Consider the following 26,005-nt stretch of genomic DNA (forward strand, 5'->3'; position numbering starts at 1 on the left):
AATAGCGGAGGCTGGTCCTTGGCCGTGTTCTAGGCAGCCAGCTTCGCGCTGGCCAGCCGGTTCAGACTCACCCCTTGCTCTGCAGCCGTGAGTGCCAGCTGGCGGTGCAGCATGGGAGGGATGCGCACGCGGAACTCACCGCTGTAGCTTTTTTCGGCCAATGCGTCGGGCACGGGTTCGCCGCTGGCCTGCATGTCTGCAACCACATCGACCACTACTTTTTGAATGCCTTTGAGCGCCGCTTCCGGGGTCTTCGCCAACCAACTCAGTGACGGAAATTCTGCGCACAGCGCGACATGCTCCTGGTCTTCGGGCGACCAAGTAACGCGGTAGGTGTAGTGCTGAATACTCATGGTTTCCCCTCCAACTTGTCTATGGCCTGCAATACCTGCCGGACCTGATAGGGCTTGGCTTTGCCCTTGGCGTTTTGTATGTTGACACGCGGGTCGCCCGGCCAAGGCGTCTTGAAGATGGCGTGGCTGCTACCGTCCTGACGCGGCTTGCCAAAGTAGATTTGGCACACCTTTTTCAAATCGCTAAAGCTGACGTTGGCAGGCTGATTGCGCATCTGCGTCAGCAGTTTTTCAACGCTTGTCATGGGCGTCAATGGTGTCATTAGTGGCACCACTTGTCAAATGGTGGAGGGGTGGCGGATTCAGCCCTCTGCCAACTCCGCCTGCCGCCGCGCCGCCTGAATCGTGTTGTGCACCAGCATGGTGATGGTCATGGGCCCCACACCGCCGGGCACGGGCGAAATGTAGGAGGCTTTTTGGCGCACACCCTCAAAGTCCACATCGCCCACCAGGCGGCCGTCGGGCAGGCGGTTGATGCCCACGTCGATCACCACTGCGCCGGTGCGCACCATTTGCGGCAGGATCAGATTGGGCACGCCGGCGGCCACCACCAGAATGTCGGCCAGGATGGTGAACTGCGCCAGGTCGCGTGTCTTGGCGTGGCAGATGCACACCGTGGCGTCGCGCTGCATCAGCATCATGGCCATGGGCTTGCCCACGATGTTGCTGGCGCCCACCACCACCACGTTCTGGCCTTCGATGGGGATGTTCTCGTATTCGAGCATCTTGGACACACCATAGGGCGTACAGGGCGGAAACACGGTCTCGCCCTGGGCCAGCGCGCCCACGTTGTAGAGGTGAAAGCCGTCCACATCCTTGTCTACCGAGATGGCGGCCAGCACGCGCTTGGCATCAAAGTGCTTGGGCAAGGGCAGCTGCACCAGAATGCCGTGCACCAAGGGGTCGGCGTTCAGGGCCAGGATCTTGGCCTCCACCTCGGCGTCTGGCGTGTCGGCCGCAAAGGCGTAGACGGTGGAATGCAGGCCGACCTCGGTGCAGGCCTTGACCTTGTTGGCCACATAGACCTTGGAGGCCGGGTTGTCACCCACGATGATGACGGCCAGGCCGGGGGTGACGCCACGCGCCTTCAGGGCGGCGGTTTCTTCGCGGCACTGCGCACGCACATGCTGGGCCACGGCTTTGCCGTCGATGATTTTTGCGACCATATTTCCGAAATTCTGTAGGGGTTTAGGGACCCGTCAGATGCTAGGGTGCGGCCCTGCCCCAGTGGGTGATCGGGGCGACTGTTGGCGCCGCGTTTGCGACAAAAACCAACCCCTGCCAGACCCTCGGCGTTGGCATGCAAATGCGTGTCGCAAACAGGTCAAAACTATGCGCTGCGGCTGCAATACTATGAGTATTCATACCGCTGGCCATGCGCATTCCTCATGGCGGCACGCATCTGGCACTGGAGACACCGAATGAACGACACCGTTGTACAAGCTGAAACCGCAACACCCGAAGCAGCCGAGGCCCCGCGCGGCCGCCGTGCCGGTGGTGGACGTGAGGCCAAACGCGCCGCCCGCAGTGCGCGCAGTGCCCAGTCTGTGCCCTACATCACACGCAAGATCCCCTACTTTGAGGTGATCGATGAAGAAGGCCTGCAGATTATTGAGCGCAACGCCGACACCATTCTGGAAGAAGTGGGCATCGATTTCCGTGACGACCCGGAAGCGCTGGACCTGTTCCGCAAGGCCGGTTGCGACGTCAAGGGTGAGCGCGTGCGCTTCCCCCGCGGCCTGGCGCGCAAGCTGGTGCAGGACACTGCTCCCCGCGAATTCATGCAGCATGCCCGCAACCCGGCGCACAACGTCGTCATTGGCGGCAAGAACACGGTGTTCGCCCCGGCCTACGGCTCGCCTTTTGTGCGGGATCTGGACAAGGGCCGCCGCTACGCCACCATTGAAGACTTCCAGAATTTTGTGAAGCTCACCTACATGGCCAATGCGCTGCACCACAGCGGCGGCACGATTTGCGAGCCGGTGGACCTGCCGGTGAACAAGCGCCATTTCGACATGGTGTACTCGCACATGAAGTACAGCGACAAGCCCTTCATGGGCTCAGTCACCCACCCCGAGCGCGCCCAGGACACGGTGGAGATGACCAAGATTTTGTTCGGCGACAACTGGATTGACCCCCTCACCGGCAAGCCGCGCACCGCGGTGATCAACCTGATCAACGCCAACTCGCCCATGACCTTTGACGAGACCATGCTGGGCGCTGCCAAGGTTTATGCGCGGGCCAACCAGGCTTGCATCATCACCCCCTTTATCCTGGCCGGTGCCATGTCGCCGGTGACGGTGGCCGGTACGGCTGCGCAGACCCTGGCCGAGGCCCTGGCCGGCATGGCCTTTGTGCAGCTGTGCAGCCCTGGCGCGCCGGTGGTGCTGGGCAGCTTTGCATCGAGCATCTCCATGCAGTCGGGCGCCCCCACCTTTGGCACACCCGAGCCCGCTTTGGTGCTGTACGTGATGGCCGCACTGGCGCGCCGTCTGGGCGTGCCCTTCCGCTCGGGTGGCGGCCTGTGCGGCTCCAAGATCTCGGATGCGCAAGCCGCGTCCGAATCCGCCAACACTCTGCTGCCCACCTGCCTGGGTGGCGTGAACTTTGTGCTGCACACGGCCGGATGGCTGGAGGGCGGCCTGTCCATGGGCTATGAAAAATTCATCATGGACGTGGACCAGGCCGGCATGATGCACACCCTGCTCAATGGTGTAGACCTGACGGAAAACGGCCAGGCCATGGACGCCATCCGCGAGGTCGGCCCGGGCAAGCACTTCCTGGGTTGCGCCCACACCCAGGCCAACTTCGAGAGCGCTTTTTACCGCTCGCCGATCACCGACAACAACAGCTTTGAGCAGTGGGAAGCCGAAGGCTCGCGCGACCTGACCCAACGCGCCAATGCGCTGTGGAAGAAGCAACTGGCCGAGTACGAGGCTCCGGCCATGGATGTGGCCACCGATGAAGGCATTCTGGATTACGTGAACCGCCGCAAGGCATCATTTCCTGATTCCAACATCTGAGTCCCGATTAAGATCGCAAGGCGCACAGCCGAAGGGCTGTGCGCCTTTTTCTTGCGCCACGCGCAGCGGTTTTTATATAGGGATGGTATGGGCGTCAACAAGCTTCTGATTCCGCTGGCCTCGCTGCTCAGTGGCCTGGCCCTGCTGGTGGTGGGAACCGGACTGATGTTTGCTGCCATTGGCGCGCAGGCCGGGTCGGCCAACTTTTCGGGCCTGGTCACCGGTCTGGTGATGTCGGCCTACTTTGCCGGTTTTGTCTACGGCACCTATGCCTGCCCCCTGATGATCCGCCGCGTGGGCCACATACGCGCCTTTGCCGCCATGGCCTCCATCGCCTCGGCCTTGCCCATGTTCCACGCCCTGTGGACCAATGCCTGGGCCTGGGGAGTGTTGCGCTTCATTACCGGCGTGTGCCTGGTGGGCCTGTACATCGTGGTGGAGAGCTGGCTCAACGTGGTGGCCACCACGGCGCAGCGCGGCAAGGTGTTTGCAGCCTATATGGCGGTGAGCGGCATTTCCATGGCCGCCGGGCAGTGGCTGATTCTGGTGGGCGACCGCTTTGGCTTTGTGCCCTTTGCTCTGGCGTCCATCCTGTTCTCCTTTGCCCTGATTCCCATCACGCTCACGCCGGTGCCCGAGCCCGAGGCCATGGAGGTGCCGCGCTTTGTTTTGAAGGAGTTGTTCTATATCTCGCCCATTGGCGTGATTGGTACTCTGGGTTCGGGCCTGCTGGGCGGCGCCTTCTACAGCCTGGGCCATGTGTTTGGCCAGGGCGTGGGCTTTAGCGAGCGCGGCATTGCCACCTTCATGGCCGCCACCATTCTGGGTGGTGCGGCCTTCCAGTGGCCTATTGGCCACCTGTCGGACAAGCATGACCGGCGCTGGGTGCTGTTCTGGGTGTGCGCTCTGTGCGCTTGCGTGGCGGGCCTGGGCTTTTACCTGGCGCGTGAATTTGAGGCCTCGCTGATCGTGCTGGGCATTGTGTACGGTGGCCTGTCCTTTACGGTATATGGTCTGAGCGTGGCCCACGTCAATGACCTGATTGACTCCAAGCGGGTGCTGGAAGTCACCAGCGGCCTCTTGTTGCTGTACGGCATTGGCTCCACCATCGGCCCAACCCTGGCCGGCGGCGTGATGGATGTGTTTGGTCCTGAGGCGCTGATGCTGTACTTCGCCATCGTGCTCGGCTTGCTGGCTGTGAGCGTCTGGGCCTTTGCACCTGCCAAGTACATCCACGCCGAACAAAGCAGCCACAAGACCGACTACGTGGTCATGGGAAGTGGCTCGCAGGCCGTGCTGCAGATGGACCCGCGCAGGCCCGACTTTCAGCACAGCAGGCCGGCGCCGCCTTTTCCCGACCCGGGACACTGATTTGGCTTGAGGTCCGTGGCTGCGCGTACTGTTGCCGGATTTAGGCCGCCCAGTGGAAGCGCACGACGGCCATGCCCAGCGCGAACAAATAGGCATAGGCCAGGCGGTCCATGTCGACGGTCTCCTGCCCGCGGCGCGCACGCCAGCGGCCGATGGCAACGGTGGTAGCCGCCGCTGCCATCGGCGCCAGCAGCAAGGTAGCCAGACGCCCGGCATGGCTGTGCGTCAGTGAGTGCGAAAACACCAGCAGACTCAGGCCCCCGGCGATGCTGCCCAGCAGCGCATAGCCCAGCATCAGCCGCCATTTGCTGCGCGACTCGGGGTGCTCGACTTCGCCGCGTGTCAGGTGGATGCCGGCCTCGGCCAGCGCCTCTGCAACAATCTGCAGCACGGCCTCGGCGAACACTTCAAACAAGGAGCTCAGCATGGTGGCCAGAATCTCAAACAGCCATTGCAACAACACTTCCATGCTCAGTCCCTGGTGGTGGAAACAGGGGCTGCTGGCTGCCAGGCGCCTGGCGCCAGGCCGTCCAGCGTATAGGGACCCATGGCGGCGCGCACCAGGCGCAGGGTAGGGTGGCCCACGGCGGCAGTCATGCGACGCACTTGGCGGTTGCGGCCTTCACGAATCACCAGCTCGATCCAGGCGGTGGGAATGTTCTGGCGCTGGCGTATGGGCGGCTCGCGTTCCCACAGCGCCGGGGCGGTTTCCAGCAAGCGGGCGCGGGCAGGCAAGGTCAGACCATCGTTGAGCTGCACGCCCCGGCACAAGGCCTGCAGCGCGGCGGCGTCTGGAACGCCTTCCACCTGGGCCCAGTAGGTCTTCTCCAGCTTGAAGCGCGGGTCGGCAATGCGGGCCTGCAGTTGGCCGTCATCGGTGAGCAGCAGCAGGCCCTCGCTGTCGGCATCGAGCCGCCCGGCCACATAGACGCCGGGCAGGTCAATGAAGTCCTTGAGCCCGCGCCAGCGCCCTTCCGGAGTGAACTGGCTGAGCACCCCGTAGGGCTTGTTGAAGCGGATCAGCCGGGAGGTTTCGGGCACATGCATGTGCGCTCAGCTTAGCCGAAATCAGGCGGGGCGGGGCGCACCAGGCGCGGCTCAGGCCGCCGCGTTGGGCCGCCCGATGGCCTCGGCCACAAGGGTGGCCTGCAGCAGGCCGGTATCGTCGCGCGCGTTGGGCATGTACTGCTTGGTGACGCTGAGCTTGACCTGCGGGTGCGGCGCGCCCATCTCGATGACGGCATCGCGCGCCAGTTGCTCGGCCAGCGCCTGGGCTGCGGCCAGGGCCTCCGTTGCATCGGTGAACTGGCGCGTGCCGGCGGTGGAGTGCAGTCGGAACAGGCCGCTGCCATCGCCCAGCACTTCCACGGTGGCGCTGTGTGCCACCACGCCGGTGGCCGCGCCCACGGCATTGGCCACTTCGCAGAATTCCGGGAACACCATCTCGCAGCCCAGGCGGCGCTGCACCTCTTCGTAGTACACCTTCACCGGCCCGCCCACGGCCACCACGGGAATGCTGGGGGTCAGGCGCACCGTGGCCAGGCCGAGCTGCCCTGCGCCGCTGCACACGGCCTGCGTCAGGGCGTTGTCGGCCATCTCCACACCAAAGGCGGTTTGCAGAATGGCCAGGCCCGTGAGGCGCACCGTCTCGTTCCAGACGGCGCTGGCAAAGTTGCGGGTGCGCTCGGGGGTGGGCAGCTTCATGTCGCGCAGGCGCGCGGCCAGTTGCGTGGCCATGGTGGCAGCCTCCAGCGACCAGTTGGCCTGCAGGCCCAGCACATGCGACACGTCCGAGGGCGTGAGGCTGCTGACCTGCACCAGGCCCTTGCGCTGCAGGCTGGCAATCGAGCGCTGGGAGCTAAGCGACGTGGCCAACTTGCGCAGGGGCTGCGGTGCATGGGTGATGGTTTGCAGGGCCTCCAACTCGCGCGCGGACAGGCCGTTGTGTTGCTTGTCGGTGCTGGCGGCAAAGGGCAGCAGCACAAACTTGCCGTGCATGGAGCCGCCGCCTTGCACATCGTCCAGGTCGGCGCGCAGCATGGCCAGTACCTGCGGATAGCGCGCCGCAATCAGCGAGACAGGGGCCACGCGCTGCGGCCCGACCTGGATGCGGCCATTCGCATGCAACGTGATTTCGCTGTCGCCCCCGAGTCCAATGGTGCGCACATCGATGGCCCGCACCATGGTGCGCCAGCCGCCCACTTCGGCACCTTCCTCGCGCACCTTGGGGCGGCCGTTGATCAGCAGCCCGAGGTCCGTGGTGGTGCCGCCCATGTCGGACAGAATAAAACTGTCCAGGCCGCTGAGCCACTGCGCGCCCACCAGGCTGGCGGCGGGGCCCGAGAGCACGGTCTCTATCGGCCGTGTGGCCACCGACTCGGCCAGGGCCAGCGAGCCGTCGCCCTTGACGATCATCAGTGGGCAGGCAATTTTCAAATGGGCCATGGCGCGCTGCACGGCGCCAATCAGGCCGGAGATGCGGGGAATCAGACGTGCATTCAGCACGGCTGTCAGGGCCCGGCGCGGTGCGTCCAGTGCCGAAGACAGCTCGGTGGACAGCGTGACCGGTTTGCCGGTCAGGGCCACGATGCGCTCGCGTGCGGCCTGCTCATGTGCGGCATTGCGCACGGCAAAGGCGCCGGCCACGGCATAGGCATCCACCTTGGGTGCCATGGCCAGGATGGCCGCGTCCAGCGCGTCCAGGTCCAGCGGCCTGGCGGCATCGCCGTTGTGGTTGTGGCCGCCATCAATGACGGCCATGGGAATCTCGGGAAAGGCCTTGGCAATGCCGGTGCGCTCCACCATGGCCGCATCAAAACCGATCAGGATGACGCCGGTGGCGCTGCCGTGTCCTTCGACCACGGCGTTGGTGGCCAGCGTGGTGGAGACCGACACCATGGCCACGTCCTGTGGCGGCACATCGTGCGAAAGCTTTGCCAGCGCCTGGGTGATGGCTTCGGTCACGCCCACGGCCAAGTCGCCCTTGGTAGTGATGGCCTTGGCGGTGGCGATGATGCGGTGGCCGCGCGCCTCGATCACGGCCGCATCGGTGTACGTGCCGCCGGTGTCTACGCCAATGAGGTAGGTGGTCTTGCCCGGCCTGTCATCCGACGCAGCCGCCTGGCCCGCGGGGCCCGCCATCAGGAGGCGTCTTTGCCGGTGTCGCTGGAACCTGCCGAGCCGGCACTGCGCCGACCGCGCCCGCGGTTCAGGTTGGCACCCGCTGCCGCACCGCCCGCGCGGCTTTGCTCACCGCCCCACTGCGCACGCGCGCCAGTGGAGATGTCACCCAGGGCGCTGACCACCTCTTCCATGCTGGGCGCTGCGCCCTTGGTGTGGGCGTCGAGCGCGTCCTTCATGGCACGCAGGTGTTTGGGCGATGTGCCGCAGCAGCCGCCAATGATGCGGGCACCCGAGTCCAGCGCCATCTTCGCGTACACGCTCATCAGCTCGGGCGTGCCGTTGTAGACAATGCTGCCGTCCACGTACTGGGGAATGCCGCAGTTGCCCTTGGCCACCAGCACCACGTCCGGGCCCATGGCGGCGGACAGGTTGTGGATACATGCCACCATCTCGGACGCACCCACGCCGCAGTTGCTGCCGCAGGCCGCCAGACGGGGCACGAGGGACTTCTCGATCTCGGAAAAATCGCTGGGCGAAATGCCCATCATGCTGCGGCCATTGGTGTCAAAGCTGAGCGTGCAGACAATCGGCAAATTGGCCGCAGCCGCACCGGCCACCGCTGCTTCCACCTCTTCGCGCGACGACATGGTTTCTATCCACAGCACGTCAGCACCTCCGGCGGCCAGGGCCAGGGCCTGCTCGGCAAAGGCCGCTTGCGCCAGCTCCTTCGTGAGCGGGCCAATCGGCTCCATGATTTCGCCGGTAGGGCCCATGCTGCCAGCCACCACCACGGTGCGGCCGCTCTTGTCGGCCACCTCGCGCGCAATGCGGGCGGCGGCGCTGTTGAGCTCAGCCATGCGGCCCTCGGCCTTGTGCAGTTTCAGGCGATACGTCGTGCCGCCAAAGCTGTTGGTCAGGATGATGTCGGCACCGGCATCCACAAAGCTCTGGTGGAGTTTGGCAATGCGCTCGGGGTGCTCGGTGTTCCACAGCTCGGGCGCGTCGCCCGACATCAGGCCCATGTCAAACAGGTTGCTGCCCGTGGCGCCGTCGGCCAGGAGCCAGGCTCGGGTGGCGAGCAGGTGGGTGAAGCGGTTGGGTGTGGTGGTGGTCATGGCGGGTGGCGCAGCCTGGGGCGCGCAGTCATTGAAGGTCAGTGCACCATTTTGCCTCAGTGGCCCCGGCCAAAAAGGCCTGGGGTTTCTGCGGCAGTGGCGCGGGGCAAGGTGGGCCGCGGCGTGGCAGCTAGCCACGCCGTGTGCTTCAGCGCTGCCGGGTTTCCCACTGCGGGTGCACCCAGGCCGGTGCGGGCGAGGGTGGCAGGGCCTGGCCCTTGATGGCATCGGCAATCTTCTCGGCCATCATGATGGTGGGCACGTTCAGATTGCCGCTGACGATGAGCGGCATGATGGAGGCGTCCACCACGCGCAGGGCCTGCACGCCGTGTACTCGGCCCTGGCCGTCCACCACGGCCATCTCGCCCGTGCCCATGGCGCAGGTGCAGCTGGGGTGATAAGCGGTCTCGGCGCTGGCGCGGATGTGGGCGTCAATCTGCGCGTCGGTCTGCACGTCCTTGCCAGGGGAGATTTCTTCACCGCGGAAGGCGTCAAACGCCTTTTGCGCAAACACCTCGCGCGTGAGGCGGATGGCGGCGCGGAACTCCACTTTGTCCTGCTCGGTGCTCATGTAGTTGAACAGGATGGTGGGCGCGTCCAGCGCGCTGTTGCTGTTGATGCGCACATGGCCACGGCTGGTAGAGCGCATGGGACCCACATGGGCCTGAAAGCCGTGGCCTTCCACGGGCGAGTTGCCGTCATAGCGCACGGCCATGGGCAGGAAGTGGTACTGCAGGTCGGGGTGCTTGACGCCCGCGGCACTGCGGATGAAGCCGCCGGACTCAAAATGGTTCGTAGCCCCCAGGCCGGTGCTAAACAACACCCACTCGGCACCGATGGCGGCCATCTTCAGCGGCTTGGTGGCGGAATACAGGGTGATGGGCTGTTTGCATTCGTACTGCACATAGGTTTCCATGTGGTCCTGCAGGTTCTCGCCCACGCCCTTCAAGGCCTTGACCACCGGAATGCCCAGGGGTTGCAGCAGCTCGGGGTTGCCGATGCCGGAGAGTTGCAGCAGCTGCGGCGAGTTGATGGCGCCGCTGCTCAGGATGACTTCGCGTTTGGCGCGGAATTGAATCCGCTTGCCGTTGTATTCGACCTCGACGCCGACAGCGCGCGGCTGGTCCGTGCCCTCGAATAAAAGACGGTGCGCCAGCGTGAGCGGCAGCAGCTTGACATTGCCTCGCTTCAGGGCCGGGCGCAGATAGGCCATGGCCGTGCTCCAGCGGCGTCCCTTGTAGGTGGTCATGTCCATGGGGCCGAAGCCCTCTTGCTGGTAGCCGTTCATGTCGGCGGTATAGGGGTAACCGGCTTGCTTGCCCGCCTCGATGAAGGCGTTGTAGAGCGGGTTCTCGCAGGCGCCGGTGTGCACATGCAGCGGGCCGTCGGAGCCGCGGTAGTCGTCGCCGCCCACTTCGCGCGTTTCGGCCTTTCTGAAGTAGGGCAGGCAATGGGCGTAGGTCCACTCGGGGAGGTTGTGCTTCTCGGCCCAGCCGTTGTAGTCCTGCGCGTTGCCGCGGATGTAGACCATGCCGTTGATGCTGCTCGATCCGCCAATCGTCTTGCCGCGTGGGCAGTGCACACGGCGGCCGTCCAGCGTGGGTTCGGGCTCGCTCTGGTACTGCCACGTATAGCGCGGGTTGGCCATGGGGTAGGCAAAGCCGCTGGGCATATGGATGAACAGGTTGTGGTCCATGGGGCCGGCCTCGATCACCAGGATGCGGGTGTTGAGGTCTTCGCCCAGGCGGTGGGCCATGACGCTGCCAGCCGAGCCGGCGCCGATGATGATGTAGTCGTAGTCTGTTTGCATGGACTTTATATTGTTGGGTTACTGTGTTCTTGGGGGGCTGTGTGCCAGGGTTTGCGCGGGCCGAGGGCAGTGGAGGCCAGCCTGTGTACGCCGATGGCAGCGGGGTAAATGATTCCGTCCGTGTCCCCCGCAAAGGGCTTTGCCCTCTGCTCCTCCTTTACCTACCGGAATCATCCACCCCACTGCCATCGGCAGCCTGCGCTGTTGGTGCGCGATGACAGGGTGCCCAATGCATTCATGCCGCACTCCTGCCAACAACGCTGGCAGACTCAGGACGGCGTGGCGCTCAGCGCCGGTAGGTAAAGGAGGAGCCCGAAGGCGCAGCCTTTGGGCGGGGGACACGGACGGCGCTGAGTGCCACGTTGGCCTGAGTCCAGACGTGGCTTCGCATCGCACTGCGTCCAAAAACTGCGTGCATCCAGAAGTGACTTTGCACCCCGTTGCGAAGTAAGCAGTCGGTGACACGGTGTCTACAAACTCAGCGGTAACCGGTCGCCACTTCGCCCATTTCCACGTACACGGTTTTGAGCTGCGTGTAGTGGTCCAGGGCGGCCATGCTGTTCTCCGAGCCGATGCCGGACTCGCCCACGCCGCCAAACGGCATCTCGATGGGTGTGATGTTGTAGTTGTTGATCCAGCAGATGCCCGCCTTCAGCGCTGCCGCCACGCGGTGGCCCTTCTGCAGGTTCGTCGTGAAGACACCGGCAGCCAGACCGAAGCGCGAGTGGTTGGCGCGGGCAATCGCTTCGGCTTCGGTGTCGAAGGTGAGCATGGAGAGCACCGGGCCGAAGATTTCTTCACGCACGATGCGCATGGAGTCTGTGCAGTCGGCAAAGATGGTGGGGGCTACGAAGTTCGAGCCCTGGCCTGCGACTGCCACGCGCTCTCCGCCGCAGACCAGGGTGGCGCCTTCGGCCACGCCGCTGGCAATGTAATCCATCACCTTGGTGGCGTGGGCTTCGGAGATCAGCGCGCCAACTTCGGTCTCGGGGTTCATGGGGTCGCCCACGCGCAGCAAGAGCGTGCGCTCCTTGAGGCGCGCCAGAAATCTGTCGGCAATGCCACGCTGCACAAAGACGCGGGTGCAGTTGGTGCAGACCTCGCCCTGCGTATAAAAGTTGCCCATCATGGCGGCGGCCACGGCCTGCTCCAGGTCGGCGTCGTCAAAAATCACCAGGGGTGACTTGCCACCCAGCTCCATGGTCACGCGCTTGAGGGTGCCTGCTGCCGTCTGCATCACCCTCTTGCCGGTAGCCACCGAACCCGTCACCGAGACCTTGGCCACACCCTCGTGCGCGGCCAGCATGGCGCCGGTGGCACCGCGCCCCTGCAGCACATTGAAGACACCGGGCGGCACACCGGCCTCCAGATAGACCTCGGCCAGCTTCACGGCGGTGGCCGGCGTCAGCTCCGAGGGTTTGAAGATCATGGCGTTGCCTGCGGCCAGCGCGGGGGCTGATTTCCAGCAGGCGATCTGGATCGGATAGTTCCACGCGCCTATGCCCACGCACACGCCCAGGGGCTCCTTGCGGGTGTAGGCAAAAGCGTTCTTCAGCGGGTACTGCTGGCCGGTGAGCGTGGCAGCGGCCCCTGCAAAGTATTCGATGCAGTCGGCGCCACTGGCTACGTCCACCACCAGCGCTTCCTGGAGCGGCTTGCCGCAGTCCTGCACTTCCAGTGCGGCGAGTTCGTCGTTGCGGCTGCGCAGAATATCGGCGGCGCGGCGCAGGATGCGGCCCCGCTCGGTAGCACTCATGGCCGACCAGACCAGGAATCCGGCTTGCGCGGCGGCGACGGCCCCATCCACATCGGCCTGTGACGCGTCATGCACGGCGGCATAGGCCAAGCCTGTGGCCGGGTTGAGCGAGTCAAAGCGCTCGCCACTGCCCTGCACGTGCAGGCCGTTGATAAAACTGGAAATCACAACTTCGCTCATGGCAATCCTTGCAGGGCCCGGTGGCAATAGTCCCCAGGCCAAAAAACAACTCCGACCCAGCCAGGCTGTGTCGGAGCGGTGGCGGTGGTCCCTTTGCGAGGGCCGCCGCTCGGAGCGCTGCGGTGCGACGGGCACTGCAGCGCGGTAGTGGCTGGCTTATTTCAATGCGGCCTTGACAGCGTCCAGGCCGGGCTTGCCGTCCAGGGTGGTCACACCGGCCAGCCATTTGTCCAGCACGGCAGGGTTCTTGGCCAGGAAGTCCTTGGCGGCCTTGTTGGGCTTGACCTTTTTGAGGATGGGGCCCATCACCTGGTTTTCGATGTCGGTGGTGAACTGCAGGTTCTTCAGCAGGCCGTAGACATTGGGGCACTTCTTCTCGTACGAGGGAGGAATGGCGGTGTAGACCTTGGCTTCGCCCAGGTTGGGTCCGAAGATGTCGTCGCCGCCCGACAGGTAGCTCATCTTCATCTGCACGTTCATGGGATGCGGCTCCCAGCCCAGGAAGACGATGGCCTTCTGGTCCTTGATGGCGCGTTGGGCTTCAATCAGCATGCCGGCTTCCGACGACTCGACCATCTTGAAGCTCTTGAGGCCAAACTTGTTGTCCTTGATCATGCCGGCGATCAGCGCATTGCCGTCATTGCCGGGCTCGATGCCGTAGATCTTGCCGCCCAGGTCTTTTTCGAACTTGGCGATGTCGGCAAAGGTTTTGAGGCCCTTGTCAAACAGGTAGGTGGGCACAGCCAGGGTGTACTTGGCGCCGACCAGGTTGGGGGTGTCCAGCACCTTGATGCTGCCGTCCTTCACAAAGGGCTCGATCTGCGGTGTCATGGACGGGTTCCAGTAGCCCAGGAATACGTCGATCTGCTTCTTCTTCATGCCAGCAAAAGCGATCGGGATAGAGGCGATGGTCACCGTGGGCTTGTAGCCCAGGCCTTCGAGCACCACCGAGGCCATGCCGGTGGTGGCAGCGATATCGCTCCAGCCCACGTCGGCAAAACGCACGGTCTTGCAGCTGGCGTCATCGGCCAGTGCGGTTTGTGCGGCCAGGGCCGCAATGGCGGCTACGATTCCTGCGACTTTCATCTTCATAGTGACACTCCTGAAAAAAAGGGACTAACGCTCTTGCTGGATGGGGGAAACGGTTATGCCTGCACGGGCTTGGGGTCGCGCCGCGAAGGCCTGCGCCCACGCTGGCCGGCGTCGGTGCTGGACATGGTGCGCTCGGGCAGTGTGACCTCTTTGCGCAGTTCGTCAAACGGTGCCGTGAGGTGGGGGATGGCCATGGCCTCGACAAAGAACTCCTGGAAGCGTGGCTCCACGGCGGTCTCAATCTTCTCTACCCTGCGCACTAGTGCCTCGATGTCTTTGCGCGAGCGCTGGTTCAAGAGCGCGATGCGCGCGCCGGTACCGGCCGCGTTGCCGGCAGAGGACACGCCGCTGAGTTTGCAATCCGGAATCATGCCCAGCACCATGGCGTACTTCACATCGATGTGGCTGCCAAAGGCACCGGCCAGGCGGATGCGGTCCACCGTGGTGATGTTCAGGCGCTCCATCAAGAGGCGCACACCGGCATAGAGCGCGGCCTTGCCGAGCTGGATGGCGCGCACATCGTTCTGCATGATCTTCAGGGGCCGGGCTTCTTCTGTTGCCTTGTACAACTCGTACGAAAACGTGCGGCCGTCTTCCTGGATGCGCGGGCTGCGCGCGGCCAAGGCGCCGTCAATCGTGCCGTCGTGGCGGATGATGCCGGCCAGGTACATCTCGGCCAGGGCTTCGATGATGCCGGAGCCGCATACGCCGGTCACGCCCGAGCCTGCCACCGCTGCATCAAATCCGGGCTCGTCGGACCAGAGGTCGGAGCCAATCACCTTGAAGCGTGGCTCCAGCGTAGTCGGGTCAATGCGCACGCGCTCAATGGCGCCGGGTGCGGCGCGCTGGCCGCAGCTGATTTGCGCGCCCTCAAAGGCCGGGCCGGTGGGGCTGGAGCAGGCCAGGAGGCGCTGGTTGTTGCCCAGCACGATCTCGGCGTTCGTGCCCACATCCACCAAGAGCGTCATCTTGTCGGTCAGGTCCGGGCGCTCGGCCAGCAGCACGCCGGCCGTATCGGCCCCCACGTGGCCGGCAATGCAGGGCAGCACATAGATGCGGGCATTGCGGTGGATGGCAAAGTCGATCTCCACCGCCCACAGGGTGATGGCGCGGTCGGTGGCCAGGGCAAAGGGTGCGCCGCCCAGCTCGGTGGGGTCTATCCCCAAGAGCAGGTGGTGCATGATGGGGTTGCCCACAAAGGTGGCTTCCAGAATGTCCTGCGGCGTGATGCCGGCCTGGGCCGCCACTTCATGGGCCAGGGTGTTGAGGGCCTCGCGCACGGCGGTGGTCATTTCCTTCTCGCCGCCGGGGTTCATCATCACGTAGGACACGCGGCTCATCAAATCTTCGCCAAAGCGGATCTGCGGGTTCATCAGCCCCGCAGATGCCACCACCTCGCCCGAAGCCAGGTCGCACAGATGCGCGGCAATGGTGGTGGAGCCAATGTCCACCGCCAGGCCAAACACTTTTTCCTTGAAGCCCGGCCACACGGCCACGATCTGATGGCCGGCATGCACCGCCACGGTCACCTTCCAGTGGCCGGCGCGCAAGGCCTTTTGCAGCTGCTGCAGCACGATCACATCGCAGGCCAGGTCGGTCAGGCGCCACTCGAACTCGAGCGCGTCTTCCAGGCGGCGCAGGTCGCCGCTGGGGTCGTGCATATCGGGTTGCTGCACCTCCACATAGTGCAGGCGGATCAGCGGGTCCAGCTCCACGTCGTGGGCCTCGGCCTCCTTGCGCACCACCTGCTTGTGCACCTGGCTGCTGGAAGGCACATCGATCACCACATCGCCCAGCACTTGGGCCGAGCAGGAAAGCCGGCGCCCATCCACCAGCGGTTGGGTGACGCAGTAGTCTTCTTCGACCTTGCCAAAGGGCGTGAGGTGGTCGAGCTTGGAGGTCAGGCCGTGCTTGGGGAATTCGCCTTCAGAGACCAGCACCTGGCAGCGCCCGCAAATGCCGCGTCCGCCACACACCGAATCAATGTCCACCCCCAGGGAGCGTGCCGCCTGCAGCACAGGCGTGCCCACGGGAAAGCGGCCGCGCCGGCCGGAAGGGGTAAATACGACCAAGGGGTCTTTTTGACTCACACATCACTCCAAAAAATCAATTGCGCCCTGCGCCAGACCGGTGTTTCGCCGGCCCTGGTTAGCCCACCTCCTGGGATGGATGAAGGCCAGTTTATTCGCGTTTGCGGCGGCTGCCGCCTTCGCGCCGTCCGCGGCCCATTTCGCCGTCGGCGCCCATCACCGGGTCCGCGCGGAACTTGCGGATCCAGCGCATGCAGTCGGGGTCGTGGCCCATCATCACGTCGGCCGACATGATGGCCTTGACCACCTCGGCGTGCAGCGGGTTGGTGATGGCAGAAGTCATGCCCGCGGCAATCGCCATGGTCAGGAAGCCGGCGTTGATGCCGTTGCGCTCGGGCAGGCCGAAGCTGACGTTGGAGGCGCCGCAGGTGGTGTTGACCTTGAGTTCGGTTTTCAGGCGGTGCACCAGTTGCATCACCTGCACACCGGCTTGGTTGATGGCGCCAATGGGCATGACCAGCGGATCGACCACGATGTCGCAGGCGGGGATGCCGTAGTCGGAGGCGCGGTTCACAATCTTGCGGGCCACTTCAAAGCGCACATTGGGGTCTTGCGAGATGCCGGTCTCGTCGTTGGAGATGGCCACCACGGCCGCGCCGTATTTCTTCACCAGCGGCAGCACGGTTTCCAGGCGGTCTTCCTCGCCGGTGACCGAGTTCACCAGGGCCTTGCCCTTGTAGACGGCCAGGCCCGCTTCCAGCGCGGCGACGATGGAGGAGTCGATGCTGAGCGGCACATCGGTCACCGACTGCACCAGCTGAATCGCCTTGGCCAGCATGCCGGGCTCGTCGGCCAGCGGGATGCCGGCGTTGACGTCGAGCATGTGGGCACCGGCTTCGACCTGGGCCAAGGCGTCGGCAATCACGCGGCTGTAGTCGCCGGCCATCATTTCGGCGGCCATGATTTTGCGGCCGGTGGGGTTGATGCGTTCGCCGATGATGACGAAGGGGCGGTCAAAGCCTATGACCACTTCCCGGGTGGCAGAGCTGATGATGGTATCGGTCATGTGGTTTCCTTTTCTGTGTTTGTAGGGATGTCTCGGCCGGGGTACCAGGGCACGCGGCCCTGGAGTACGCCCGACTTCTGGATGATTTCAGCCACCGACTCTTCCTGCCGGTAGGCCATGACGTGTACGCCGGACACGCCCTTGATGTCCTTGATTTCCTGGATCAGATCGATGCAGATCTGGCGGCCTTCCGCGGCGGGCTTTTCGGCTCCGGCCATGCGCTTGACTACGTCATCCGGGATGTGGATGCCGGGCACGTTGGTGCGCATCCAGTCGGCGGCCTTGGCGGTGCGCAAGGGGCCCACGCCGATCAGGAAGAAGGCCTTGTTGGGCCCTTCCAGCAGGCCCAGATCTTCCATCTGCTGCATGAAACTTTTCAGGCGCGGCACGTCGTAGCAGTACTGGGTCTGCAGGAATTGGGCGCCGGCGGCGATCTTCTTGGCAATGCGTTCAGCGCGCCACTCATAGGGCGGCACAAAGGGGTTGGCGGCGGCGCCAAAGAAGACGCGCGGCGCAAAAGTGACCTTGCGTCCGCTTTGGAACTTGTGTTCGTCGCGCAGGGTGCGGCCGATGTTGAGCAGGCTCATGCAGTCCAGGTCAAACACCGGCTTGGCCTGCGGGTGGTCGCCCGACTGCACGCCGTCGCCACTGAGGCACAGCATATTGGCCACACCCATGGCAGCACCGCCCAGGATGTCGCCCTGGATGGCAATGCGGTTCTTGTCGCGGCAGGAAATCTGCATCACCGGCGCGTAGCCAATGCGGGTGAGCAGGGCGCACACCGCGATGCTGGACATATGGCAGTTGGCGCCCGAACCGTCGGTGGCATTGATGGCGTCCACATAGCCGTCAAAAATGCGGGCACGCTTGTATACGTCTTCGGGATCAGCCGAGTCCGGCGGGTCCAGCTCGGCCGTCACCGCAAAGACTCCTGCGCGCAGCACGCGCTCCAGGCGCCCGGGCGAGGTGTGGCCGGGCAGGATGGGCAGCGGATAACCCGGGACCGGTTCGTCGTCGAATTTCATGGTGCTTTGGGTGTGCTGGTGGCGGAAGGGGCAACGGCCGCTGCAGCGGCAGGCGCAGCTACCGGCTTGGGTGGTGGTGGGTTTTTGTCGCGTGCCACCTTGAGCCAGGAGGAGCGGCCTTCCAGGCGGCGGTCCACGGGCAGCTGCACGATGCGAATCGCCTTCTTGCCTTCCACCATGCGCTCGCTGCCGGCAAAGGCCTCGACCCAGACGCAGCGCATCTCGGGTTTGACTTCGCAGTGGCCGTTGGCGCGCACACCGCCGCAGGGGCCGTTGCGGATGTTCTTGGGGCAGTTCATGGAGCAGGACATGCCGGTGGAAGACAGGGCGCACTGGCCGCACATCTTGCAGTCAAACAGCAAACCTTTGGCCACTTTTTCAAAAGCCGCCACCGGCTTTTCGACGCGCTCGTAGCCGATCCAGTTCCATACCGGATGCAGGGCGACGAAGGCCTTTTCGAACGCGGCGTAAAAGATTTCCATGCCACGGGCATGGCGCACGGACCAGCGGCGCACGGCGTACATCTCAGGCCGCTCCTGTGGTGTCAGAGGCGCCGGTGGCGTCTGTGCTTGCATCGGTCGCCGGGGCTGCGGCTTTGGTTTCGTCCACGCCGTGCGCGCGGATCAGGCGCAGCAGGTCTTCGTCTGAGTATTGCGCTTCAATCTTCGCGGCCTCGGCATCCGCCTCGGCCTGCATGTCGTCGCTGCAGGCGCGGGGCTCGCTGCGCTTCCAGTCGGCCAGGTAGTCGGCCGAGCCGGACTTGCCCGCGCGCATGGCGGCCCGGTCCACTGCTTCCTGGAAGCGGTGCGAGAGTTGCACCTTGCCGGTCTCGCGGCCCTTTTTGACCACCACTTGCGCGGGGATGTCGCGCCAGGAAATTACGATTAGTTTTGCCATGTGATGGTGCTCGTGGTTACGCTTGAGGCCGCAGCGGCGCTGGCGTGTTGCAGGCTGGTGGCCAGGCCACCGTAGCCGGTGACGTGGTATTCGAAATCCAGGCCCAGGCGCTCTGCCGCAGCGCGCCCGGCGGCGATCTTGTCAGCCGATTCCACCTGCGCCAAATAGGTCAGCTTTTTGTAGTGGCCAAAGTACATGGGCAGCAGCTCCGGGTGCTTGGCTATGCCCAGCCCGTGGATGATGAGGCGCTCGAAATGCTGCAGCAAAAAGTCGGTCAGGTAGAAGGTGCCCAGCTCGGCCTCGGCCAGTGCCTCGAACTGCGCACTGCCGGCAAAAAATTCATAGCAGTGGGCGCCGGGAATGCGCTCCACGCCTTCTTCCTGCAGAACGGCATCCAACAGCCCGCCTGTGCCGCAATCGGCATAGGCCACAAAGATGGTGGTGAATTTGCCGCGTGCCGCCTGTATCTTGGCGCGCACGGCCTCGGGGATTTTCTCGGGACGGTTGTGCAGGTCGGCGGGCAGGCACTGCACCACCATGTGCGGCCAGTGGTTCAGGGTGCGCAGCGCCACGATCTCGCGCGCCAGCGCACCGCAGGCAATGACCAAGAAGGCTGGCTGTGCACCCATGGCAGCAACGTTGTGCGTGGCGGACTCAGGCGACAGACAGCTTTGGGCTTTTAGGCCGCAGCAGCAGCGCGGCGTGCGGCGATCAGGGTCTTGGCGGTTTCCACGGCGATGCCGGCGTCACGGCAGTAGGCATCAGCACCCACGGCTTTGCCGAATTCTTCGTTGAGCGGCGCGCCACCGACCAGCACGATGTAGTCGTTGCGAATGCCCTTTTCCTTCAGGGTATCGATGACCACCTTCATGTAAGGCATGGTGGTGGTGAGCAGGGCGGACAGGCCCAGGATGTCGGGCTTGTGCAGCTCGATGGCTTCCAGGTATTTCTCTACCGGGTTGTTGATGCCCAGGTCAATCACCTCAAAGCCCGCGCCTTCCATCATCATGCCCACCAGGTTTTTGCCGATGTCATGGATGTCGCCCTTGACGGTGCCGATGACCATTTTGCCGATGGGCTCCACGCCAGTCTCAGCCAGCAGGGGGCGCAGAATTTCCATGCCGCCCTTCATGGCGTTGGCTGCCAGCAGCACTTCGGGCACAAACAGGATGCCGTCGCGGAAATCGACGCCCACAATGCGCATGCCTTCGACCAGTGCGTCATCCAGCACGCGGGCTGCAGTCCAGCCCCGGCCCAGCAGGATGTTGGTGGCTTCCACCACCTCTTCGCGCAGGCCGTTGTACAAATCGTCATGGACCTGTTCCGTCAGTTCCTCGTCGTTCAAGGTGTTCAGATCCAGATCGTCTTCAAATTCATTGGCCACCGCTAACTCCTGATAAAAGATGTGCCCGGATGACCGTGTTGCCACAGCCTGAGCGTGTTGAAAATGGTACGAGTCGCCTCCTGGCAGGGCTGACAAAATAGCGACTTTGGATTGTCGTCACACGACAGCTGGATTGTCACGCAAATGGCTTGGTCGTTCGGGTCGAAATCGCCGTCGCTGCAAGATAATTCGGCTGGCCGCCAGTCCCTAAACTGCCCTCAGTGACAGCACAGGCCTGTCCCCCACAACCGATTGTTAACCCCAGGAGTTCCGTTCCCATGACCGTTCCACTTGAAGGCAAGCCCCATTACATCCTCACGGCTACCTGCGACAGCCGCATGGGAACCGTGGCCCGGGTGTCGGGTTTCCTGGCCTCGCACACCTGCTACATCACCGACATGCAGCAGTTTGATGACGTGATCACCGGGCGTTTTTTCACCCGCATCAGCTTTTACGGAAACCCCGGCAGCACCCCCGAGCTGGAGGCTCTGCGCGAGCAGTTCGAGGCCGTGGCCAAGCTCGAAGTCATGGAGTGGGCGATCGTGGAGGCGGACAAGAAGCCCCGCGTGATGATCATGGTGTCCAAGTTTGACCACTGTCTGGTGGACCTGCTGTACCGCAACCGCACCGGCGAGCTGAAGATGGAAATCAGCTGCGTGGTCTCCAACCACCCCGATTTGCGCAGCCTGGTGGAAGCCCAGGGCATCCCCTATGTGCACATTCCCGTCACAGCCGAGACCAAGGCCGTGCAGGAAGACAAGCTGATGGCGCTGGTGGAAGAAACCCAGAGCGAGTTGGTGGTGCTGGCGCGCTACATGCAGGTGCTCTCCGACGACCTGTGCCGTCGCCTGCGCGGCCAGGCCATCAACATCCACCATTCCTTCCTGCCCGGCTTCAAGGGCGCCAAGCCCTACCACCAGGCCCATGCGCGCGGCGTCAAGCTCACAGGCGCCACGGCCCACTATGTGACGGCGGATCTGGACGAAGGCCCGATCATCGAGCAGGTGGTGCAGCGGGTGGACCACACCTACACGCCGGAGAAGCTGGCGGCGGCAGGGCGTGATTCGGAATGCCGGGCACTGGCGACTGCTGTGCGCTTGCATGTGGAGCGGCGGGTGTTTTTGAATGATTCGAAGACGGTGATATTCGGTTGAATATTGTGTTGGCTGCAGCCTTGGGTTTTTAACTCCCCCATCCCCCCCGCCCCTTACCCCCCGTCGGGGTAAGGGGCGGGGGGGATGGGGGAGTCATAGACCATGCCTCGCAGGAAATAGCCTCACCCAGACAGAAGCTGCAGAGGCCAACAGCCCCAAGCCAGGCTAAATCTCCAACTCAGCCTCCCCCGGTTCCTCCCCCATGGACACCTTGCGGCTGTTGCGCCGCTCCGCACTCGGCGTGTGCCCAAACAAATCGCGGTAGCACTTGGAGAAATGCGGCGGCGACTGGAAGCCGCAGGCCACCGCCACCTCCATGATCGACATAGAGGTTTGCAGCAAAAGTCCGCGGGCCCGGCGCAGGCGCATGTCCAGGTAGTACTTGGTGGGCACCTCGCCCACATAGCGCTTGAACAGGCGCTCGATCTGGCGGCGTGACACGCCCACCAGGTGCGCAATCTCGTCCAGTGACAGCGGCTCTTCCAGATTCGCCTCCATCAGGGCGGCGGCCTCGATCAGGTTCTCGTGGAACAGGCCCACGCGCGCCAACAGGGGCACGTGCTGGCGGTCCTGGTCGCTGCGGATGCGGTCCAGAATGAACTGGTCGGAAATCTGCGGCGCAATGTCGCGGCCCAGGTGGTTCTTGATGATGTTGAGCATCAGGTCAAGAGGCGCCACGCCGCCCGAGCAGGTGTAACGGTCGCGGTCTATGGCGTAGAGCTGCTTGGAGAACTGCACAGCCGGGAACTGCTCTTCCAGCGCCGACATGTTTTCCCAGTGCACCACCGCCTTGTACTTGTCCAGCAGACCGGCCTTGGCCAGCGCATAGCCGCCGGTGCACAGCGAGCCCAGGGGCACCAGGCGTTGGGCCAGGCGGCGCAGTTCGGCAATCAGTTCGGGGGTCACGGCCTGCTCGACGTTGACGCCGCCGCAGACAAACACGATGTTGGCCGGGCCAATGTGGTCAATGGCCACTGTGGGTGACATGGACAGGCCGTTGCTCGCGGCTACCGGCCGGCCGTCCATGCTGGCCAGGGTCCACTCGTACACATCCTGCTCGGCCACGCGGTTGGCCATGCGCAGGGCTTCCACCGCGCTGGACAGCGCTATCAGGGAATAGTTCTGCAGCGTCAGGAAGACAAAGCGGTGCTTGGGCAGCGGGCCGGTGCGGCGGGGGGCGGAGAAATCCATCAGTAGGGTCGGTTTTCAGGAGCCGTTGTCTTTGGGTTTAAGGCCGAGTTTATCCCTCCAGGTTTGACGTTTGCCCTGCGCGCCAAAAGTTTCGGTGATGCGGTCCAGCATGATGGCCAGCAGCACCACGGCCAGGCCCGATTCGAAGCCCAGGCCGATGTCCAGGCGCTGTATGCTGGCCAGCACATCGTTGCCCAAACCACCCGCGCCCACCATGGAGGCGATGATGACCATGGACAGCGCCATCATGATGGTCTGGTTGATGCCGGCCATGATGGAGGGCATGGCGCCGGGGATCTGCACCTTGAACAGCACCTGCGTAGGCGTGCAGCCAAAGGTGATGCCGGCCTCGACCTGCTCCTTGTTGACCTGGCGTATGCCCAGGGACGTCAGACGTACCACCGGGGGCATGGCAAAAATCACCGTGGACAGCACACCGGGCACGCGGCCCAGGCCAAACAGCATGGCTGCCGGAATCAGGTAGACAAAGGCCGGCATGGTCTGCATGAAGTCCAGCGTGGGCCGCACGATGGACGCAACCCGGTCGCTGCGCGCCGCCCAAATCCCCAAGGGCATGCCCAGCACCAGGCTGATGACCGTGGCCGCAATGATCAGCGCCAGGGTGACCATGGTCTGCGGCCAGAAGCCGGTGGCGTCAATCACATAGCAGCAGGCCAGGCAGAACAGGCCAAATTTCCAGCCTATGCGCCAAAAACCAATGGCTACCAGCAGGGCGGTAATCACCGGCATGGGAATGGCCTGCAGGCCCAACTCCAGTCCCTCGGTCAGGGTGCCAATGCCGGAGCCCATGCGTTCCAGCGTGCCGCCGTCGTTATCGATCACGAACTTGACACCGCGGTCCACCCATTCGCCCAAAGGCAGGGAATCACTCATGACTGGCCTCCACTTCTTCCACCATTTTCTTCAACAAAATTGTCTGGGTGACCGCACCCAGATAGCGCATGTCGGCATCCACCACCGGCAGCGGCACCGGGTTGGTGACCAGGCGGGCTATCAGGTTGCGCAGCACCAGCGAATCGGCCACCGGCTGGATGTGCGGCACAAAGGCGCTGGAGATTTCGCTGGTGCCAGACTCCAGGCCGCGGAACATGGAGTCCATGGTCACCGCACCCTGCAGGCGGCCGTCCTGGCCGACCACAAAAGCGTAGTGGCGCTGGGTCTCGCGCAACTGGGCAATGGCTGTGCGCATGTCAGCCTGCGCATCCGCACTGGCGCGTATGACCAGGGTCTCGTTGGCGCTGGCCACATCCTTGGCCACCAGGTATTTGTTGACATCCACGCCCTTGAAGAAGGCGCGTACATAGGCGTCGCTGGGGTTGCGCAGGATCTCGTCGGGGGTGCCGATCTGCACAATGCGCCCGCCCTCCATGATGGCAATGCGGTTGCCAATATGAAAAGCCTCGTCCAGGTCGTGCGACACAAACACAATGGTGCGCTGCTGCTCGGACTGCAGCTTGAGCAGGAGCTCCTGCATCTCGGTGCGCTTGAGCGGATCCAGGGCCGAGAAGGCCTCGTCCATCAGCATCAGCGAGGGGTCCACCGCCAGGGCGCGGGCCAGGCCCACGCGCTGCTGCATGCCGCCCGAGAGTTCGGCGGGCATGCGGTTGGCAAAGGCCTTGAGGCCAACCTGATCCAGCACCTCCATGGCGCGCATTTCGCGGGCCTTACGGTCCACACCTGCCACTTCCAGGCCAAAGGCGGTGTTGCGCAACACCGAAAGATGGGGCAGCAGCGCAAAGGACTGGAACACCATGGCCAGGTCCTTGCGGCGCAGCTCGATCAGGGCCTTCTTGGTCATGGTGGCCACGTCATTGCCGCCCACCAGGATCTGGCCATGGGTGGGCTCGACCAGGCGGTTGAGCAGGCGAATCAGCGTGGACTTGCCGGAGCCCGAGAGCCCCATCAGGACGAAAATTTCGCCTTCGTTGACGTGGAAGTTGGCGTCCTTGACGCCCACCACCATGCCGGTCTGCTGGAAGATTTCATCCTTGCTCTGGCCGCGCTGGAGCATTTGCATGGCCAGTTGCGGGTCTGGCCCGAAGACTTTGTAGAGATTTTTGACGACGACTTTTTCGGCCACAGGTGTTGTCCTTGGGTTCACTAAGCTTTGTGTTGGGCTGCTGGCTGCGCCGTAGCGCTGCACTCCCTTTGCCATGCAGGAAGCGGGCCATGCTAACGGGCCAAAGCGCAGTTTGATCCCAAAATGCGCCGCCCGATTGTCAATCTGCGACAGGCGTGCAGCCGACTAGGGAATCCACCTAGCCAATGCAGTGCATTTGACGGGGTTCAGTGTGCACTGCGTGACAAATAGCGCTTGCGCCAGAACACCAGACCGAGTGCGGCTGCGATGGTCAGCATGCTGCCCATGGCCCACCAGAAGCCGGTGTGCAGATGCAACAAGGGAATGAATTCAAAATTCATGCCGAAGATGCCTGCAATCAGGTTCAGGGGCAGAAAGATGGCGGTCAGCGCGGTGAGTGTGCGCATGATGTCGTTGGTGCGGTGGCTTTGCGCGCTGAAGTGCATTTGCACAGCGGCCTCCACACTTTGCTCCAGACGTCGTACATGGTGGACCACGCGTTCGATGTGTTCCAGCACGTCGCGGCTGCGCACCTGCAGCAGCTCGCGTTCACGCGCCTCGGTGGCCTCAGCCACCAGGGGCCATGTTTTGACAGCTTCAATCCAGTCCTGAACACAGGAGCGCTGGTCTTCGCAAACCTCATCCAGTTGGTGCAACGCCTGGCGCGCATCGAGCAGCGCGGCCCAGTTGGCGAAACGGGTTTTGGGATCCAGCAACTCGGTCTGCCAGTGGTCCAGCTGGTGGGTAAGCTCGCGGCGCAGGGCCAGATAGCCATCCACCATCAGGTTGACGATGCGCAGCATCAGGTCGGCCGGGCTGGTGGGGTAGCGTGTTCCAGCGGTGCGGACGTCCGCGCGCGCATCGATAGCGCTGGTCTGCATCAGTTTGGATGCATAGGTATCGCGCACTGCGCAATCACTGGGGTGTACGGTCAGTAGCACGCGGTCGAAAATGGCAAAGCCCACCGGGTTGGTGTCAATGCGCCGCAGTATCGGTGGCCCGCCCCGCTTGGTGCCGTTGATGGGGGGCTTTTTGTCTGTTGTGGCCGCAACAGCAGTTGCCAGGCGCCGGAACACCACCACATCGTATTGCGAGGTGTAGTCGTAATGCGATGGCAACTGGGTGTTGAGCAAATCCGAGACATGCAGGTCCAGCAGGGCCTGCCCGCACAGTTGCTGCAACACGGCCTGGATGGTGCCCAGTTGAGCTTCGAGCACACTGTGCGTGCAACTGATCCAGACAAATCCGGTGGCGGGCAGCCCGTTCTGCAGCAAACCCTCCAAAGACAGGCCCTCACTGACGGCGGTGTTCTGGATGTGGAAGATGCGCATGGT

Annotated in this window: 24 protein-coding genes; 3 read left to right on the top strand and 21 right to left on the bottom strand. The window is 63.8% G+C overall.

Going from position 1 to position 26,005, the window contains the following annotated elements:
- Positions 1-29: 29 nt before the first annotated feature.
- The 3 genes from DIC66_RS19515 to folD are packed head-to-tail and all read right to left on the bottom strand — an operon-like array spanning position 30 to position 1,519.
- Positions 30-353 carry a type II toxin-antitoxin system HicB family antitoxin gene (locus tag DIC66_RS19515; protein ID WP_117179858.1) on the bottom strand — a complete coding sequence of 108 codons (324 nt, stop codon included), beginning with the start codon at positions 351-353 and terminating at the stop codon, positions 30-32.
- Positions 350-598, bottom strand: a complete 249-nt coding sequence (locus DIC66_RS19520; protein ID WP_117179859.1) for a toxin HicA — start codon at positions 596-598, stop codon at positions 350-352. Before DIC66_RS19520 ends, DIC66_RS19515 begins: the two co-directional genes overlap by 4 nt.
- Before the next feature lie 57 nt (positions 599-655).
- Entirely contained in the window at positions 656-1,519 is an 864-nt protein-coding gene (gene folD, locus DIC66_RS19525) for a bifunctional methylenetetrahydrofolate dehydrogenase/methenyltetrahydrofolate cyclohydrolase FolD (protein ID WP_117179860.1), read from the bottom strand.
- Between the two features lie 255 nt (positions 1,520-1,774).
- Between folD and DIC66_RS19530 the strand changes: the two genes are divergently transcribed.
- The gene (locus DIC66_RS19530; RefSeq protein ID WP_117179861.1) at positions 1,775-3,376 is read left to right on the top strand and encodes a trimethylamine methyltransferase family protein; all 1,602 of its coding nucleotides are present in this window, start codon (positions 1,775-1,777) and stop codon (positions 3,374-3,376) included.
- An 87-nt stretch (positions 3,377-3,463) separates the two neighbouring features.
- Entirely contained in the window at positions 3,464-4,747 is a 1,284-nt protein-coding gene (locus DIC66_RS19535) for an MFS transporter (RefSeq protein ID WP_117179862.1), read from the top strand.
- A gap of 40 nt (positions 4,748-4,787) precedes the next feature.
- Here DIC66_RS19535 and DIC66_RS19540 read toward each other — a convergent pair whose 3' ends face one another.
- The 14 genes from DIC66_RS19540 to DIC66_RS19605 form a co-directional block, all read right to left on the bottom strand.
- Positions 4,788-5,216, bottom strand: coding sequence for a hypothetical protein (locus tag DIC66_RS19540; protein WP_117179863.1), 429 nt, complete (start codon positions 5,214-5,216; stop codon positions 4,788-4,790).
- A 2-nt stretch (positions 5,217-5,218) separates the two neighbouring features.
- Positions 5,219-5,794: a pseudouridine synthase gene (locus DIC66_RS19545; protein ID WP_117179864.1), complete on the bottom strand. Its 576-nt coding sequence runs from the start codon at positions 5,792-5,794 to the stop codon at positions 5,219-5,221.
- A 51-nt stretch (positions 5,795-5,845) separates the two neighbouring features.
- Positions 5,846-7,888, bottom strand: coding sequence for a hydantoinase/oxoprolinase family protein (locus tag DIC66_RS19550; protein ID WP_117179865.1), 2,043 nt, complete (start codon positions 7,886-7,888; stop codon positions 5,846-5,848).
- Positions 7,888-8,985: a betaine--homocysteine S-methyltransferase gene (bmt, locus tag DIC66_RS19555; RefSeq protein WP_117179866.1), complete on the bottom strand. Its 1,098-nt coding sequence runs from the start codon at positions 8,983-8,985 to the stop codon at positions 7,888-7,890. The genes DIC66_RS19550 and bmt overlap by 1 nt, the downstream gene beginning before the upstream one ends.
- 148 nt (positions 8,986-9,133) lie before the next feature.
- Positions 9,134-10,795, bottom strand: a complete 1,662-nt coding sequence (betA, locus tag DIC66_RS19560; protein WP_117179867.1) for a choline dehydrogenase — start codon at positions 10,793-10,795, stop codon at positions 9,134-9,136.
- Between the two features lie 478 nt (positions 10,796-11,273).
- On the bottom strand, positions 11,274-12,731 hold the full coding sequence (gene betB, locus DIC66_RS19565) for a betaine-aldehyde dehydrogenase (protein ID WP_117179868.1): 1,458 nt from the start codon (positions 12,729-12,731) through the stop codon (positions 11,274-11,276).
- A 156-nt stretch (positions 12,732-12,887) separates the two neighbouring features.
- Positions 12,888-13,823: a choline ABC transporter substrate-binding protein gene (locus DIC66_RS19570; RefSeq protein WP_117179869.1), complete on the bottom strand. Its 936-nt coding sequence runs from the start codon at positions 13,821-13,823 to the stop codon at positions 12,888-12,890.
- Positions 13,824-13,876: 53 nt separating this feature from the next.
- Entirely contained in the window at positions 13,877-15,913 is a 2,037-nt protein-coding gene (locus tag DIC66_RS19575) for an ASKHA domain-containing protein (protein WP_117179870.1), read from the bottom strand.
- A 91-nt stretch (positions 15,914-16,004) separates the two neighbouring features.
- Positions 16,005-16,919, bottom strand: coding sequence for a dihydropteroate synthase (locus DIC66_RS19580; protein ID WP_117179871.1), 915 nt, complete (start codon positions 16,917-16,919; stop codon positions 16,005-16,007).
- Positions 16,916-17,944 carry a methylenetetrahydrofolate reductase gene (locus tag DIC66_RS19585; RefSeq protein WP_117179872.1) on the bottom strand — a complete coding sequence of 343 codons (1,029 nt, stop codon included), beginning with the start codon at positions 17,942-17,944 and terminating at the stop codon, positions 16,916-16,918. Before DIC66_RS19585 ends, DIC66_RS19580 begins: the two co-directional genes overlap by 4 nt.
- Positions 17,941-18,468, bottom strand: a complete 528-nt coding sequence (locus DIC66_RS19590) for a methylenetetrahydrofolate reductase C-terminal domain-containing protein (RefSeq protein ID WP_117179873.1) — start codon at positions 18,466-18,468, stop codon at positions 17,941-17,943. The genes DIC66_RS19585 and DIC66_RS19590 overlap by 4 nt, the downstream gene beginning before the upstream one ends.
- Before the next feature lies 1 nt (position 18,469).
- On the bottom strand, positions 18,470-18,841 hold the full coding sequence (locus DIC66_RS19595; protein WP_117179874.1) for a virulence factor: 372 nt from the start codon (positions 18,839-18,841) through the stop codon (positions 18,470-18,472).
- Positions 18,829-19,470, bottom strand: a complete 642-nt coding sequence (locus tag DIC66_RS19600; protein ID WP_117179875.1) for a DUF1638 domain-containing protein — start codon at positions 19,468-19,470, stop codon at positions 18,829-18,831. Before DIC66_RS19600 ends, DIC66_RS19595 begins: the two co-directional genes overlap by 13 nt.
- A gap of 50 nt (positions 19,471-19,520) precedes the next feature.
- Positions 19,521-20,225, bottom strand: a complete 705-nt coding sequence (locus DIC66_RS19605) for a corrinoid protein (RefSeq protein ID WP_117179876.1) — start codon at positions 20,223-20,225, stop codon at positions 19,521-19,523.
- A 278-nt stretch (positions 20,226-20,503) separates the two neighbouring features.
- On the opposite strand from DIC66_RS19605, the gene purU reads away from it, so the two are divergent.
- The gene (purU, locus tag DIC66_RS19610) at positions 20,504-21,379 is read left to right on the top strand and encodes a formyltetrahydrofolate deformylase (protein WP_117179877.1); all 876 of its coding nucleotides are present in this window, start codon (positions 20,504-20,506) and stop codon (positions 21,377-21,379) included.
- 165 nt (positions 21,380-21,544) lie between these two features.
- On the opposite strand, the gene DIC66_RS19615 is transcribed toward purU, so the two are convergent.
- The 4 genes from DIC66_RS19615 to DIC66_RS19630 form a co-directional block, all read right to left on the bottom strand.
- A complete protein-coding gene (locus tag DIC66_RS19615) occupies positions 21,545-22,570 on the bottom strand; it encodes a GlxA family transcriptional regulator (RefSeq protein ID WP_117179878.1) in 1,026 nt (341 codons plus the stop codon).
- Between the two features lie 15 nt (positions 22,571-22,585).
- Positions 22,586-23,464, bottom strand: a complete 879-nt coding sequence (locus DIC66_RS19620; protein ID WP_117179879.1) for an ABC transporter permease — start codon at positions 23,462-23,464, stop codon at positions 22,586-22,588.
- Complete coding sequence (locus tag DIC66_RS19625) at positions 23,457-24,608, bottom strand: quaternary amine ABC transporter ATP-binding protein (RefSeq protein ID WP_233506016.1); 1,152 nt, start codon at positions 24,606-24,608, stop codon at positions 23,457-23,459. The genes DIC66_RS19620 and DIC66_RS19625 overlap by 8 nt, the downstream gene beginning before the upstream one ends.
- A 269-nt stretch (positions 24,609-24,877) precedes the next feature.
- Positions 24,878-26,002: a magnesium transporter CorA family protein gene (locus tag DIC66_RS19630; protein WP_117179881.1), complete on the bottom strand. Its 1,125-nt coding sequence runs from the start codon at positions 26,000-26,002 to the stop codon at positions 24,878-24,880.
- Between the last annotated feature and the right edge of the window lie 3 nt (positions 26,003-26,005).

The organism is Rhodoferax lacus (genome assembly GCF_003415675.1).
Lineage (GTDB): Bacteria > Pseudomonadota > Gammaproteobacteria > Burkholderiales > Burkholderiaceae_C > Allorhodoferax > Allorhodoferax lacus.

Coding starts and splice junctions, on each gene's coding strand:
- DIC66_RS19515 (WP_117179858.1), bottom strand. CDS start 353: ATGAGTATTCAGCACTACACCTACCGCGTTACTTGGTCGCCCGAAGAC.
- DIC66_RS19535 (WP_117179862.1), top strand. CDS start 3,464: ATGGGCGTCAACAAGCTTCTGATTCCGCTGGCCTCGCTGCTCAGTGGC.
- DIC66_RS19595 (WP_117179874.1), bottom strand. CDS start 18,841: ATGGCAAAACTAATCGTAATTTCCTGGCGCGACATCCCCGCGCAAGTG.
- DIC66_RS19585 (WP_117179872.1), bottom strand. CDS start 17,944: ATGAAATTCGACGACGAACCGGTCCCGGGTTATCCGCTGCCCATCCTG.
- DIC66_RS19600 (WP_117179875.1), bottom strand. CDS start 19,470: ATGGGTGCACAGCCAGCCTTCTTGGTCATTGCCTGCGGTGCGCTGGCG.
- DIC66_RS19545 (WP_117179864.1), bottom strand. CDS start 5,794: ATGCATGTGCCCGAAACCTCCCGGCTGATCCGCTTCAACAAGCCCTAC.
- purU (WP_117179877.1), top strand. CDS start 20,504: ATGACCGTTCCACTTGAAGGCAAGCCCCATTACATCCTCACGGCTACC.
- DIC66_RS19630 (WP_117179881.1), bottom strand. CDS start 26,002: ATGCGCATCTTCCACATCCAGAACACCGCCGTCAGTGAGGGCCTGTCT.
- DIC66_RS19620 (WP_117179879.1), bottom strand. CDS start 23,464: ATGAGTGATTCCCTGCCTTTGGGCGAATGGGTGGACCGCGGTGTCAAG.
- DIC66_RS19530 (WP_117179861.1), top strand. CDS start 1,775: ATGAACGACACCGTTGTACAAGCTGAAACCGCAACACCCGAAGCAGCC.
- folD (WP_117179860.1), bottom strand. CDS start 1,519: ATGGTCGCAAAAATCATCGACGGCAAAGCCGTGGCCCAGCATGTGCGT.
- DIC66_RS19615 (WP_117179878.1), bottom strand. CDS start 22,570: ATGGATTTCTCCGCCCCCCGCCGCACCGGCCCGCTGCCCAAGCACCGC.
- DIC66_RS19540 (WP_117179863.1), bottom strand. CDS start 5,216: ATGGAAGTGTTGTTGCAATGGCTGTTTGAGATTCTGGCCACCATGCTG.
- DIC66_RS19580 (WP_117179871.1), bottom strand. CDS start 16,919: ATGACCGATACCATCATCAGCTCTGCCACCCGGGAAGTGGTCATAGGC.
- DIC66_RS19625 (WP_233506016.1), bottom strand. CDS start 24,608: ATGCAAATGCTCCAGCGCGGCCAGAGCAAGGATGAAATCTTCCAGCAG.
- bmt (WP_117179866.1), bottom strand. CDS start 8,985: ATGACCACCACCACACCCAACCGCTTCACCCACCTGCTCGCCACCCGA.
- betA (WP_117179867.1), bottom strand. CDS start 10,795: ATGCAAACAGACTACGACTACATCATCATCGGCGCCGGCTCGGCTGGC.
- DIC66_RS19520 (WP_117179859.1), bottom strand. CDS start 598: ATGACAAGCGTTGAAAAACTGCTGACGCAGATGCGCAATCAGCCTGCC.
- DIC66_RS19570 (WP_117179869.1), bottom strand. CDS start 13,823: ATGAAGATGAAAGTCGCAGGAATCGTAGCCGCCATTGCGGCCCTGGCC.
- DIC66_RS19550 (WP_117179865.1), bottom strand. CDS start 7,888: ATGGCGGGCCCCGCGGGCCAGGCGGCTGCGTCGGATGACAGGCCGGGC.
- DIC66_RS19590 (WP_117179873.1), bottom strand. CDS start 18,468: ATGTACGCCGTGCGCCGCTGGTCCGTGCGCCATGCCCGTGGCATGGAA.
- betB (WP_117179868.1), bottom strand. CDS start 12,731: ATGAGCGAAGTTGTGATTTCCAGTTTTATCAACGGCCTGCACGTGCAG.